We start from the raw sequence: 12,929 nt of genomic DNA, 5'->3' as shown, positions 1-12,929 counted from the left end.
TTTGCTTTTGCCGGCGTGGCGGCCATGCGCCACCGCCCGCTGCGCTCGCCGACCATTGGATCGGCGCTACCGGTGCACGCCCTGACGCGGCCGGAAGCTTTGGTGCCCGACATTGCGGTCGATTCGCGGGTGCACGTGCGCCTGATCACACTGTTGCTGTGATCGCATCCAGAACAACTGCCGCAGACGCTGCGCCTTCCGTCGCGTCCTAGTCTGTTTGCGGCTGCGCTCCTCGACGATGGCCTTCCCGGCAACAGCCCGTTCCGGGTGCGAATGGTCATTGCACAATACAAGGAGCCCCTTCCATGCAAACTGCAACAGTGCGCTTGCCTGCCACGCTGGCGCTCATCCTGCTCGGCGCTTCCGCCACGGCGCAGGCCCAGCGTGGCGACATCACCTTCAACGGAGCGGTCTCGACCGTAACCTGCGAAGTCTCCTTCAACGGTGTGGTCGGCAATGACGCGACCGTAACCCTGCCAACGATCGCGTCGAACTCGCTGCTGTCAGGACAGAGCGGGGGGCGCACCCCGGTCGTCGTACGGATCAGGGGTGCTGACCCGGTCTGTTCGAGCAATCGCCTGGCGATTGCGCTGAACACCGACCGTTCGGCGAACCTGCTCAACGGGCGACTGCGCAGTACGGGGATCGGCGTGGGCGGCGGTACCAACGCCGTGGTGGCCCTGCGCGATGCGCAGGATGCGCGGATCGACCTGACCGGTGGCGTCGTGCTGAGACCGGTCGCCGCAGCCGCTGGCGGCGCCGAGTTCACCTTCTCTGCCGAGTACTACGCCGACAGCCAGGATGCCGTGCCGGGCGCTTTCCAGGCCCCGCTGCGCTACACCCTCAACTATCCCTGAGCCGCCGGGCCGGGCCGGTCGGTACGCGGCTCGCCAATCAGATGCCGCGAACGCGGTGCTGTTCAGACCCGTCTGATGGCGGGCTCCCGCGTAACGCGGTGCCATTGCAGGCCTGCCCGTGTCGCCGTGGCCCAGCTTTCATCCCCGTCCTATTAAATCCCGGCGGCCCGGTTACTAGATTAGCTGGCAAGGACAAGCCAGTCCTGCCGGCCCCCCGTCCACCCCACGCCGGATTCCGCCAACCAGACTTTCCCCCCCGATCAACCAAGGATCTGATTCCATGAACAAGCTTGCTATCGCGCTCTCCGCCGCCCTGGCCATCGGTGCCTCGTTCTCTGCTTCGGCGCAGAGCGGCACGATCACCTTCAATGGCCAGATCACGGCCACCACCTGCGACATCACCTGGCCGGGCAGCGGCGGCACCGCCAAGGATCCGATCGTGACCCTGCCGACCATGCCGACCACCGCGCTGGCGAGCGCCGGTAGCACCGCCGGCAAGCAGACCGTTTCGCTGTTGATCGGCGGTTCCGCCGCCCAGTGCACCAGCGGCAATGCAGCCATCGAACTGAACCCGAACCGCGACGCCAACCAGAGCAACGGCTACCTGAACAATGCAGCCACCGTTGATGCGGCGACTGAAGTGCAGATCGCCCTGCGCGATGCCACCGACGCGCCGATCGACATCTCCACGCCGTGGCGTTCGGCTGAAATCGACCTGGCGACCACCAAGCAGATCGACTTCGCCGCCGAATACCGCGCCACCGGCGCCGCCACCGCCGGCAACGTCAACGCAAGCGTCGGCTACACCATCGATTACAAGTAATCGAGCGGCCGTCGTAGTACCGGTCGGGGCCTTCGGGCCCCGGCCACCCTGGGCCCATGCCCGCAACGAGTGACCTGTCATGAACCTGATCCGTACCGGACTCCTCTGCTGTGTAGCTGTTGCCTCGCTGCTGGCCAGTGTTTCTGCCGACGCGGGCGTCATCGTGCACGGCACCCGTCAGATATTCCCCGGCAACCAGCGCGAGATCACCGTGCGCGTGGAAAACGTCGGACAGAAGGCAGCGCTGGTGCAGGCGTGGACCGACGCCGGTGACAAGCTGGCCGCGCCGGAAGAGAGCGTCACCCCGTTCGTGCTGCGTCCGCCCGTGTTCCGTTTGGACGGCGGCAAGTCGCAGTCGCTGCGTATCCTGTTTACCGGCGGTGACCTGCCGCAGGACCGCGAGAGCATCTATTACCTCAACGTGCTGGATATCCCGCCGGTACCGCAGGACGGCGAGATCGCCACCGGCAACTACCTGCAGTTCAGCCTGCGCACGCGCATCAAGCTGATCTACCGCCCCAGCGGACTGGACGATGCCGGCACGGCGCCGCAGAAGCTGCAGTGGAGCCTGGTGCCGGATGGCAAGGGCTGGGCGCTGCAGGCCACCAATCCCACACCCTATTACGTGCATGTCGGCACCCTGGGCCTGCGCGTGCAGGGCGTCGACCACCCCGCGGTCGACCCGCCGATGATCGCCCCGCAGTCCACCCAACGCTATGCGCTGGGCAGCCTGAAGGCACGTCCAGGTGGCGGCAACGTGCAGTTCGAGTACATCAACGACTTCGGCGCCAGCATCGGCCAGTCCGTGCCGCTGTCGGGCAACTGATCCGTAGCGCTGATCGCCCGCTCCGCCCCCTGATCGACGTCACACCCGCCGATGCCTGCCCCTGGCAGGTGTCGCCGCTGCATGCCTTCCTGGAGACCACCCATGCTGTTCCGCAGCCCGACATCGTCAGCGCCGAAACCGTGCCGCCTGGCCTTTGCCGTGGTGGGTGCCTTGTTTCCTGCCATGGCGTGGGCGGCGCCCAACGTGGAGTTCAACGCGCAGTTCCTGCAGGGTTCGCAGGCCAGTGCGCTGGACCTCAGCCGGTTCGAGAGCGGCGAGGATGCGCCGGGCATCTACAGTGCCGACATCAAGGTCAATGGCGTGGTTGTCGCGCGCCGTGATGTGGAGCTGCGCGCGCTGGACAACGGCTCGACTGCCATATGCCTGTCACCGGAACTGGTGGAGGTACTCGGGGTGGATCCGGCGCGGCTGCCGCAGCCGGGCAGCGCCACCGATGGCGATGGCCAACCGATCCAGCTCCAGCCGTTGCCCGACACCGTCAGCTGCGAGCCCCTTTCCACGTTCATCCCACAGGCCAGCATGCGCTTGGAGACCGGCGAACTGACGCTGGAGGTCAGCATCCCGCAGGCGTACCTGTCCCGTGATCCACGTGGCTGGGTCAGTCCGGAACTGTGGGATGACGGCATCAACGCGGCGACGCTGGGCTACTCCATCATCCACCAGCGCATCCAGAGCCGTGGTTACCAAAGTCAGTCGACCAGCGCGATGCTCAACGCCGGGGTCAACCTGGGAGCCTGGCGGGTGCGCCACGATGGTTATCTGTCGCAGTCCAGCGGCCAAGGTACGTCGTACCGCGCTGGGCGCAGCTACGCCCAGCGTTCCATCGCCTCCTGGGGCACCGAGCTGACCGTCGGTGAAGCCAGCACCAACGGTGACCTGTTCGACGGGGTCAGCTTCCGCGGCGTCAGCGTGGCGACCGATCCGCGCATGCTGCCGCAGTCGCAGCGTGACTATGCCCCCACGGTGCGTGGCGTGGCACAGACCAACGCACGGGTGGTGATCCGCCAGCGCGACGCGGTGCTGTACCAGGCCAACGTCGCCGCCGGTCCGTTCGAGATCAATGACCTGTACGGCACCGCCTATGCCGGCGACCTGGACGTGGAAGTGATCGAGAACGATGGCCGCGTGCAGCATTTCGTGGTTCCGTTCGCTTCCGTGCCGCAGCTGCTGCGTGCCGGCCAGCATCGCTTCAACGTCACCGTGGGCACGCTGGACGACGCGTGGCTGCGCGGTACCCCGGCATTGCTGGAAGCCACCCTGCGCAAGGGGATGAGCAACCGTTTCACCGGTTTTGCTGGGGTCACCGCCAGCGATGGTTATGCCGCGGGCTTGCTCGGCGGCGCGCTGAACACCCACTTCGGTGCGTTCTCCGGTGATGTCACGGTGGCCCGCACGCAGTTGCGCGGCGCGCTGCCGGCGTCGGGTTCGCGCATGCAGGGCCAGTCCTACCGGCTGGCTTTCAGCAAGGATATTCCGGCGACCGGGACCAATCTGTCGATGGCCGCGTACCGCTTCTCGACCCAGGGATATCTGTCGCTGGGCGATGCGGCGCGCCTGCGCCAACAGATGGCCGATGGGGAAGGCGGGCGCCTGTTCGCCCGCCAGCGCTCGCGGCTGGATATCAACCTGAACCAGCGCCTGGGCGAAGGTGCAGCGTCGCTGTATGCCAGCGCCAGCAGCGTGGATTACTGGGGCCTGGGCCAGCGCCGGACGAATTTTTCGGTGGGCTACGCCGACCGGCTTGGCCCTGCCAGCTACAGTCTGTCGGCGCAGCGCAGCCTGGAGCGCAGTCTGGGTGGCGGGGCGGGCCGCGTAGGCAACAGTTTCCATCTGAACGTGACCGTGCCGCTGGGCTCGCGCAGCAGCGCGCCGCGCCTGGTCACTGCGGTGAACCGCAGCAGCGATGGCCGTGACGATGAGCGTGCCGGTGTCACCGGCACGTTCGGCGAGCGTCGCCAGGGCGGCTACAACGCATCGATCAGCCGCTACAGCGGTACGGGCGCGAATTACGACGCAGGCGTCAGCTACCAGGCATCGGTGGCCACGCTCAACGCAGGCTACAACCATGGCTCCGGCAGCCGTGGGCTCAGCCTGGGCGCGACCGGTGGCATCGTGCTGCATGGCGATGGCTTGGTGTTCGCCCAGCAGCTCGGTGACACCATCGCGCTGGTGCAGGTACCCGACGCAGCAGGTGCGGCGCTGGACAGCACCGTAGGCGTCAAGACCAATGCGAAGGGGTACGCTGTCGTCCCGTACATGACCCCGTTCCGCCGCAACGAGGTGACGGTGGATCCGAAGGGATTGCCGTTGGATGTGGAGCTGAAGACCACGTCCGTCATCGGCGTACCCACGGCCGGCGCGGTGGTCAAGCTGGTGGTCCCGACCAGCAACGGGCGCAGCGCGTTGATCGAAGCCTTCCAGGCCGATGGACGGGCATTGCCGTTCGGGTTCGATGTCTACAACGAAGCAGGTGAGGTGGTGGGCGTGGTCGGCCAGGCCAGCCGCCTGTGGGTGCGCGGCATCGAAGAAGCGGGCCGCTTGACGGTGCGCCTGGGAACCGATGAGAGCCAGCAGTGCGTGATCGACTACGCAGTGCCTGCGGGCAACAGCGGTGAGCTGATCAGCGCCAACTGTGCGGTGCCCTCACGGTAACGGGGCAGGGGACGGTGACGCGGCTTCGCAGGCCGCATCCCGCCAAGGGGCGCGCGGCCGCGGTCAGCACTACAGCGGCGCCGGCGCGCTGCCCGCCTCGAATACGCCTTCTTTGACATACGCCGCCAGCGTCATGTCCAGCGCCAGCATCCCATCGCGGCGGATGTCCATCAGTTCCGGTTCCACCATCGCCCCGTGCAGCACGCCCAGTACCGTGGCGTGCAGCATCCGCGCGGCCACTTCGGGGTTCGCCCCGGGCTTGAGCTGGCCCAGTTGCGCGGCCCGGCGCAGGGCGCGCGCCATGCGCTCCAGCCCATCGCGGAACCCTTCCTGCTGCAGGTCGGCCAACACTTTGCTGTCGGCCGATGAATCACTGCGCAGCATGATCTCCATGGTGTTGCGCAGCCGTTCGTCCTGCGCCAGGTCGATCAGCGAACCCAGGATCACCGAGCGCAGATCCAGCACCGGGGTGTCGCGTGACTCGGTGGCGGCGCGGTCGAGTTCCTGCATGAAGGGCAGGCGCACGCGCTCGATCACCGCAGCCAGCACGTCGATCTTGTTCTTGAAGTGCCAGTACACCGCGCCGCGCGTGTAGCCGGCGCGCGCACCGATCATCTCCAGCGTGGTGCGGGCTACCCCGTGCTCATGGAAACAGGATTCGGCGGCGTCGAGGATCCCTTCGCGGGTCGCCTGGGTTTCCTCTTTGGTCTTTCGGGCCATTGCTCAGAAGTTGCGCGAAATATCAACGAATCATACCGCTTTACAAACAAACAGTCATGTATGTATATTTCCTGCCCATGATTGCCGAGGGTCCCGGCGCGCCTGGAAGCGCAGCGGGCCCACGGCCGCCGAGCATGGCTCGGCGCTACCGGATTCCTGCCATCGAGACCCTCCCCCATGCTCCTGTCCCGTATTCGTCCCCTTGCCTTGTCGTTGGCCATCGCCGCGATCGTGGCCGCCTGTGGCGGTGGCGATGACCAGCCCCAACAGCAGGGCCCCGGCCAGGTCACCGTGGTCACCCTGAAGGCCGAATCGGTGTCGCTGACCCGCGAACTGCCCGGCCGCACCACCGCCTTCCTGGTCGCCGAAGTGCGGCCGCAGGTCAACGGCATCGTCGGCAAGCGCCTGTTCACCGAAGGCAGCCTGGTGACCGAAGGCCAGCCGCTGTACCAGATCGACGATGCCAGCTACCGCGCGCAATCCAACAATGCGCGTGCCCAGCTGGCCCGTGCCGAAGCCACCGCCAATGCCTCCAAGCTGAGCGCGGCGCGCATCACCGAACTGGCCAAAGTGGATGCGGTCAGCAAGCAGGACCTGGAAAACGCGATCGCCGCGCAGAAGCAGGCCGAAGCCGATGTAGGAGCTGCCAAGGCCTCGCTGGATGCCGCCAATGTGACGCTGGGTTACGCGCGCATAACCGCGCCGATCAGCGGCCGCATCGGCAAGTCATCAGTTACCCAGGGCGCGCTGGTCAGTGCCGCCCAGACCGAAGCGCTGGCCACCGTGCAGCAGCTGGACCCGATCTACGTGGACCTGACCCAGTCCGCCGCCGAGCTGCTGCAGCTGCGCCGCGAACTGGCTGCCGGCCGCCTGCAGGACAACCAGACCCTGCCGGTCACCATCCTGCTGGACGATGGCAGCACCTTCGACCAGCAGGGCACGCTGGAGTTCTCCGAAGTGAGCGTGGATCCGACCACCGGCAGCTACGGCCTGCGGGTCAAGGTGGCCAACCCCGAAGGCGTGCTGATGCCGGGCATGTACGTGCGCGCGGTGATCGGCGGCGGCGTGCGCAATGGCGCCGTGCTGGTGCCGATGCAGGGCATCGCCCGCGATGCAAAGGGCGATACCAGTGCGATGGTGGTCAACAAGGACGGCAAGGTGGAAGTGCGCCCCGTCAAAGTGAGCCGCGCACTGGGTGACAAGTGGCTGGTGGAAGACGGCCTGCAGGCCGGCGACAAGGTGATCGTCGAAGGGCTGCAGAAGATCGCGCCGGACATGCCGGTGCAGGCTGCCGAGAAGGGCAGCGAGCCGGCCAGGCCGGCCGCCCCGCAGGCCGCCGCCCCGGCCGCAGCGTCAGCCGGCGCCGCCGCACCCGCCCAGGCTCCGGCCGGCACCGACGCGCAGTAAGCGGAGAACTCCATGGCACGTTTCTTCATTGATCGACCCATCTTCGCGTGGGTGATCGCGATCATCATCATGCTCGCCGGTGCACTGGCGGTGATCAACCTTCCGGTGTCCATGTACCCGGAAGTGGCACCGCCGGCGGTCGAGATCTCCGCGACCTATCCAGGTGCTTCGGCCAAGGTGGTCGAAGACTCGGTGACCCAGATCATCGAGCAGAACATGAAAGGCCTCGACGGGCTGATCTACTTCTCCTCCAACAGCTCGGCCAACGGCCAGGCCACCATCACCCTGACCTTCGAATCAGGTACCAACCCGGACATCGCCCAGGTGCAGGTACAGAACAAGCTGCAGCTGGCCATGCCGCTGCTGCCGCAGGAAGTGCAGCGGCAGGGCATCAACGTGGCCAAGTCCAGCAGCGGCTTCCTGCAGGTGATCGGCTTTGTGTCCAACGATGGCAGCATGGATGCCAACGACATCTCCGACTTCGTCGGCTCCAATGTCGTCGATCCGTTGAGCCGGGTGCCCGGCGTGGGCAACATCCAGGTGTTCGGCGGCAAGTACGCCATGCGCATCTGGCTGGACCCGAACAAGCTGCACACCTACAAGCTGTCGGTGGATGAAGTCACCGCGGCGATCACCGCGCAGAACGCCCAGGTGGCGATCGGCCAGCTCGGCGGTGCGCCGTCGGTTAAAGGTCAGCAGCTCAATGCCACCATCAATGCGCAGGACCGCCTGCAGACTCCGGAGCAGTTCCGCAACATCCTGGTGCGCGGCGGCACCGATGGCAGCGAGCTGCGCCTGGGTGACGTAGCCCGCGTGGAACTGGGTGCGGAAAGCTACGACTTCGTCACCCGTTACAACGGCAAGCCGTCCACCGGCATCGCCATCACCCTGGCCACCGGCGCCAACGCGCTGGACACCGCCAATGGCGTGCGTACCGCGCTGGAAGACATGAAGGCGACCTTCCCGGCCGGGCTGGAATCGGTGGTGCCGTATGACACCACCCCGTTCGTGCAGGTGTCGATCAAGGGCGTGATCAAGACCCTGATCGAAGCGATCGTGCTGGTGTTTGTGGTGATGTACCTGTTCCTGCAGAACTTCCGCGCCACGCTGATCCCCACCATCGCGGTACCGGTGGTGCTGCTGGGTACGTTCGGCATCCTGGCCGCGCTGGGCTTCTCCATCAACATGCTGACCATGTTCGCGATGGTGCTGGCGATCGGCCTGCTGGTCGACGACGCCATCGTGGTGGTGGAGAACGTCGAGCGGATCATGGCCGAAGAAGGGCTGTCGCCGCTGGAAGCCACGCGCAAGTCGATGGACCAGATCACCGGTGCGCTGGTGGGCATCGGCCTGGTGCTGTCGGCGGTGTTCGTGCCGATGGCCTTCATGAGTGGTGCCACCGGCGTGATCTACCGGCAGTTCTCGGCGACGATCGTCTCGGCGATGGGGCTGTCGGTGCTGGTGGCGATCGTGCTGACCCCCGCTCTGTGCGCCACCATGCTCAAGCCGCTGAAGAAGGGCGAACACTACGTCGCCCACAAGGGCTGGTCCGGTCGTTTCTTCGGTGGCTTCAACCGCGGCTTCGACAGGTCCAGCGAGAAGTACCAGCGCGGGGTGAAGGGCATCATCGCCCGGCCGTGGCGCTTCATGGGCATCTTCGCCGGGCTGGCGCTGGTGATGGGCATCCTGTTCGTGCGCCTGCCCAGTTCGTTCCTGCCCAATGAAGACCAGGGCATCCTGATGGCGCTGGTGCAGACGCCGGTCGGTGCCACCCAGGAACGCACGCTGGAGGCGATGGCCAAGCTGGAAAACCACTTCCTGGAAAACGAAAGCGAGGCCATCGAATCGATCTTCGCCGTGCAGGGCTTCAGCTTCGCCGGCATGGGCCAGAACGCGGGCATGGCCTTCGTCAAGCTGAAGGACTGGAAGGACCGCGACGACGAACAGAGCGTGGGCGCCATCACCGGCCGCGCGATGGGCGCGCTGGGCCAGATCAAGGATGCCTTCATCTTCGCCTTCCCGCCGCCGGCGATGCCGGAACTGGGCATCGGCTCGGGTTACACCTTCTTCCTGAAGGACAATACCGGGCAGGGGCACGAAGCCCTGCTCAACGCGCGCAACCAGCTGCTGGGTGCGGCCGGGCAGAGCAAGCTGCTGGCCAACGTGCGCCCCAACGGCCAGGAAGATACGCCGCAGCTGCGCATCGACGTCGATGTGGAAAAGGCCAATGCGCTGGGCCTGAACATGGCCTCGATCAACAACACGCTGGCCACCGCGTGGGGCAGCAGCTACATCGATGACTTCATCGACCGCGGCCGGGTCAAGCGCGTGTACGTGCAGTCCGATGCGGACTTCCGCATGAATCCGGATGACTTCAACGTGTGGTCGGTGAAGAACAGCGCCGGTGAGATGGTGCCGTTCAGTGCCTTCGCTTCCAAGCGCTGGGACTTTGGCTCGCCCCGCCTGGAACGCTACAACGGCGTGTCGGCGATGGAGATCCAGGGCGAGCCGGCGAGCGGCGTGGCATCGGGTGATGCCATGAACGAGATCGAACGCATCGCCCGCGACCTGCCGCCGGGCTATGAAATCGAGTGGACCGCGTTGTCCTACCAGGAGCGCCAGGCCGGCTCGCAGACGCCGCTGCTGTACTCGCTGTCGCTGCTGATCGTGTTCCTGTGCCTGGCCGCGCTGTATGAAAGCTGGAGCGTGCCGACTTCGGTGCTGCTGGTGGCCCCGCTGGGCATCCTCGGTGCGGTGTTGGCCAACACGCTGATGGGCCTGGAGCGCGATATCTACTTCCAGGTGGCGATGCTGACCACGGTGGGCCTGACATCGAAGAACGCGATCCTGATCGTGGAGTTCGCCAAGGAGAACCTGGAGAAGGGCGCCGGGCTGATCGAAGCGACGATGCATGCGGTACGCGATCGTTTGCGTCCGATCATCATGACCTCGCTGGCCTTCGGCCTGGGCGTGCTGCCGCTGGCGATCGCCTCCGGCGCCGGCTCCGGTGCGCAGCGTGCCATCGGCACCGGCGTACTGGGCGGCATGCTGGCCGGCACCCTGCTGGGCGTGTTCTTCATCCCGCTGTTCTTCGTGGTGGTGCAGAAGCTGTTCAACCGCACGCTGCGCAACGCAGCAAAGTCGAGTGATACCCCATGAACAAGACGCCGTTGCTGCTGGCGCTGATCGCCAGCCTGAGCCTGGGGGGCTGTGCCTCCCTGGTCCCGGACCGGACTGACGTCGCGCCGTCCATTCCCGCGCAGTGGCCGGCCGCGGCGGGGCAGGGCCGGCCGACCGACGCCGCCGACCTGGGCTGGCGTGATTTCTTCACCGACCCGCGCCTGCAACAGGTGATCGAACAGGCCCTGGCCAACAACCGCGACCTGCGCGTGGCCGTTCTCAACGTCGAGCGCGCACGCGGCCAGTACCGCATCCAGCGCGCCGACCGCGTGCCTGCGCTGAACGTACAGGGCCAGATGGAGCGCAGCGGCGGCGACATGCCGGTGAGCGAACAGTTCACCGCGGGCCTGGGCGTGACCGAGTTCGAGCTGGATCTGTTCGGGCGCGTGCGCAACCTCAGCGAAGCGGCCCTGCAGCAATACTTCGCCATCGCCGCCAATCGGCGCAATGCGCAGCTGAGCCTGGTCGCCGAGACCGCCACGGCGTGGCTCACCTTCGGTGCGGACAGTGAACTGCTGCGGATTTCCGAGGCGACCCTGGCCAGCCACGAAGACTCGCTGCGGCTGGCGCAGGCGCGTTTCGAACGCGGCGGAAGTTCGGCGCTGGAACTGGCGCAGACGCGTACGCTGGTGGAAACCGCACGTACCGATGCCGCGCGCCTGCGGGGCCAGGTGCAGCAGGACCGCAATGCACTGGCGCTGCTGATCGGTGGCCCGGTGGACGAGGCGCTGTTGCCGGCCGGCAACAACGACCTGCAGTTGGTGGCACTGGCGCCCCCACCGGCCGACCTGCCCAGTGACGTGCTGCTGCGCCGCCCGGACATCATGGCCGCCGAGCATACCCTGCTGGCAGGCAATGCCAACATCGGTGCGGCACGCGCTGCGTTTTTCCCCAGCATACGGCTGACCGGCACGCTGGGCAGCAGTTCGGGCGAGTTGTCCGGCCTGTTCGACAGCGGCACACGGGTCTGGAGTTTCCTGCCGACGATCAGCCTGCCGATCTTCCAGGGCGGCAAGCTGCGGGCGGGACTGGCAGTGGCGAACGCGGACCGTGACATCGCACTGGCCGAGTACGAAAAGTCGATCCAGGTGGGCTTCCGCGAGACCGCCGATGCACTGGCGTTGAGCACCAGCCTGGACGCGCAGGCGGCTTCGCAGCAGGCGCTGCTGGCGGCCGCCACGCAGGCCGAGCAGTTGTCGCAGGCGCGCTATGACGCCGGGCTGGACAGTTTCGTCACCCTGCTGGATGCGCGGCGCACCGCCTACAACGCGCAGCAGAGTCAGCTGCAGACGGCGCTGGCGCAGCAGGCCAACCGCATCACACTGTACAAGGTGCTGGGCGGCGGCTGGCGCGAGCGCAGCTGAGCTTCGAATAGTGACGACCGCGCATCCGGTAATGACGGCCGCTGGCCGTCAGCTCCTTGCCGTGGTGGGTGAGGACCGTTGGTCGTCAGGCGGTTGCCGCTGCGCTCGCCGAGCATGGCTCGGCGCTACCCCGGATACTGGTAGTGACGACCGTTGGTCGTCACGCTCTAGACCTCGCCATCCCCTCGGCACGCGCGCACGCGTTCCAGCGCATCGCCGGCTTCGCGGGCCATACGCTCATACTCCTTGCGGATCTCTTCCAGCCGCTCCTCGTCCAGCTCTTCCAGGTCCAGCAGCTGTTTGTTGGCGTGCGCGGTCACGCGGATGAGTTCGTCCAGCTTGATCTGCATCGCGGCCGTATCGGCGTTCTGCGTGTGCTGGATCAGGAACACCATCAGGAACGTGATGATGGTGGTGCCGGTATTGATCACCAGCTGCCACGTGTCATTGAAATCGAACAAGGGCCCGGTCACACCCCAGATCACCACGACCGACACAGCGGTGATGAACGTCCACGGCGTGCCCGTGGCGTAGGCGGTGCGCTTGGCAACGGTGTTGAAAACGGACTTGAGGCTCATGCCGGATGAATACGCCGGCCAACGTGTACGTCGTGTCGATGCGCGCCGTACTCCGCGCTCGCCGAGCGTTGCTCGGCGCTGCCCCACATTCGGTCAGGCGATCAGCCGGGGGCGGTCGGCGCTTTGGATCATGCTGGACACGTAGACGTGGTCCCACACCTGCTCGATGAACGCGCGCGCCTGCGCTTCGGTCAGCCGCGGCATGATCTGGAGTGCGTATTGGGTCTGGAACGCTTCCTCGCGCTGTTCGTTGCTGGCGCGGGGATGGGTGATCAGTGAATCACAGGCGAACTTGATCCACGGCACGAAGTGACCGAAGGATCCCGGACCCATCGCGCCGTCGGCATGTCGCTGGCGCCAGTAGTTCAGCTCTGCTTCCACGTCGATGACCGGAGGGACATTGGGTGCATCTGCGCGCATGGGTTCTGACTTCTCATGGAGGGTGGCGGGGGAGCTCCGATCATCGCTATCAGTCAGTGCACGCAGCGTCATTGCTGCGTG

Annotated in this window: 10 protein-coding genes; 7 read left to right on the top strand and 3 right to left on the bottom strand. The window is 66.3% G+C overall.

Features of this window, described 5'->3' with window-relative positions:
• Positions 1 to 305: 305 nt before the first annotated feature.
• The 4 genes from H9654_RS04570 to H9654_RS04555 all read left to right on the top strand — a co-directional run bounded on the left by H9654_RS04570 (position 306) and on the right by H9654_RS04555 (position 5,179).
• A complete protein-coding gene (locus H9654_RS04570) occupies positions 306 to 857 on the top strand; it encodes a fimbrial protein (RefSeq protein WP_191769389.1) in 552 nt (183 codons plus the stop codon).
• Positions 858 to 1,137: 280 nt separating this feature from the next.
• Positions 1,138 to 1,680: a fimbrial protein gene (locus H9654_RS04565; RefSeq protein WP_191769387.1), complete on the top strand. Its 543-nt coding sequence runs from the start codon at positions 1,138 to 1,140 to the stop codon at positions 1,678 to 1,680.
• A 79-nt stretch (positions 1,681 to 1,759) separates the two neighbouring features.
• On the top strand, positions 1,760 to 2,506 hold the full coding sequence (locus H9654_RS04560) for a fimbrial biogenesis chaperone (RefSeq protein ID WP_191769385.1): 747 nt from the start codon (positions 1,760 to 1,762) through the stop codon (positions 2,504 to 2,506).
• A gap of 102 nt (positions 2,507 to 2,608) precedes the next feature.
• Positions 2,609 to 5,179: a fimbria/pilus outer membrane usher protein gene (locus H9654_RS04555; RefSeq protein ID WP_191769384.1), complete on the top strand. Its 2,571-nt coding sequence runs from the start codon at positions 2,609 to 2,611 to the stop codon at positions 5,177 to 5,179.
• Positions 5,180 to 5,248: 69 nt separating this feature from the next.
• On the opposite strand, the gene H9654_RS04550 is transcribed toward H9654_RS04555, so the two are convergent.
• Complete coding sequence (locus H9654_RS04550; protein ID WP_101098897.1) at positions 5,249 to 5,899, bottom strand: TetR family transcriptional regulator; 651 nt, start codon at positions 5,897 to 5,899, stop codon at positions 5,249 to 5,251.
• A 177-nt stretch (positions 5,900 to 6,076) separates the two neighbouring features.
• Between H9654_RS04550 and smeD the strand changes: the two genes are divergently transcribed.
• From smeD to H9654_RS04535, 3 genes are read left to right on the top strand one after another with little or no spacing between them, the layout of a single operon-like run.
• Entirely contained in the window at positions 6,077 to 7,306 is a 1,230-nt protein-coding gene (smeD, locus tag H9654_RS04545) for a multidrug efflux RND transporter periplasmic adaptor subunit SmeD (protein ID WP_191769382.1), read from the top strand.
• 12 nt (positions 7,307 to 7,318) lie between these two features.
• Positions 7,319 to 10,465 (top strand): multidrug efflux RND transporter permease subunit SmeE, encoded by a 3,147-nt coding sequence (gene smeE, locus H9654_RS04540; RefSeq protein ID WP_191769381.1) that lies wholly within the window; start codon positions 7,319 to 7,321, stop codon positions 10,463 to 10,465.
• Positions 10,462 to 11,850 carry an efflux transporter outer membrane subunit gene (locus tag H9654_RS04535; protein WP_191769379.1) on the top strand — a complete coding sequence of 463 codons (1,389 nt, stop codon included), beginning with the start codon at positions 10,462 to 10,464 and terminating at the stop codon, positions 11,848 to 11,850. Before smeE ends, H9654_RS04535 begins: the two co-directional genes overlap by 4 nt.
• 167 nt (positions 11,851 to 12,017) lie before the next feature.
• Here H9654_RS04535 and H9654_RS04530 read toward each other — a convergent pair whose 3' ends face one another.
• Positions 12,018 to 12,428 carry a low affinity iron permease family protein gene (locus tag H9654_RS04530; protein WP_191769378.1) on the bottom strand — a complete coding sequence of 137 codons (411 nt, stop codon included), beginning with the start codon at positions 12,426 to 12,428 and terminating at the stop codon, positions 12,018 to 12,020.
• Positions 12,429 to 12,521: 93 nt separating this feature from the next.
• The gene (locus H9654_RS04525) at positions 12,522 to 12,848 is read right to left on the bottom strand and encodes a hypothetical protein (RefSeq protein ID WP_042615015.1); all 327 of its coding nucleotides are present in this window, start codon (positions 12,846 to 12,848) and stop codon (positions 12,522 to 12,524) included.
• Positions 12,849 to 12,929 lie beyond the last annotated feature (81 nt).

The organism is Stenotrophomonas lacuserhaii (genome assembly GCF_014836545.1).
Classification (GTDB): domain Bacteria; phylum Pseudomonadota; class Gammaproteobacteria; order Xanthomonadales; family Xanthomonadaceae; genus Stenotrophomonas; species Stenotrophomonas lacuserhaii.
Note: the sequence above shows the minus strand (reverse complement) of the source record. Positions and strands in the feature narration are given on the sequence as shown.

Coding starts and splice junctions, on each gene's coding strand:
- H9654_RS04530 (WP_191769378.1), bottom strand. CDS start 12,428: ATGAGCCTCAAGTCCGTTTTCAACACCGTTGCCAAGCGCACCGCCTAC.
- H9654_RS04565 (WP_191769387.1), top strand. CDS start 1,138: ATGAACAAGCTTGCTATCGCGCTCTCCGCCGCCCTGGCCATCGGTGCC.
- smeE (WP_191769381.1), top strand. CDS start 7,319: ATGGCACGTTTCTTCATTGATCGACCCATCTTCGCGTGGGTGATCGCG.
- H9654_RS04535 (WP_191769379.1), top strand. CDS start 10,462: ATGAACAAGACGCCGTTGCTGCTGGCGCTGATCGCCAGCCTGAGCCTG.
- smeD (WP_191769382.1), top strand. CDS start 6,077: ATGCTCCTGTCCCGTATTCGTCCCCTTGCCTTGTCGTTGGCCATCGCC.
- H9654_RS04560 (WP_191769385.1), top strand. CDS start 1,760: ATGAACCTGATCCGTACCGGACTCCTCTGCTGTGTAGCTGTTGCCTCG.
- H9654_RS04550 (WP_101098897.1), bottom strand. CDS start 5,899: ATGGCCCGAAAGACCAAAGAGGAAACCCAGGCGACCCGCGAAGGGATC.
- H9654_RS04525 (WP_042615015.1), bottom strand. CDS start 12,848: ATGCGCGCAGATGCACCCAATGTCCCTCCGGTCATCGACGTGGAAGCA.
- H9654_RS04555 (WP_191769384.1), top strand. CDS start 2,609: ATGCTGTTCCGCAGCCCGACATCGTCAGCGCCGAAACCGTGCCGCCTG.
- H9654_RS04570 (WP_191769389.1), top strand. CDS start 306: ATGCAAACTGCAACAGTGCGCTTGCCTGCCACGCTGGCGCTCATCCTG.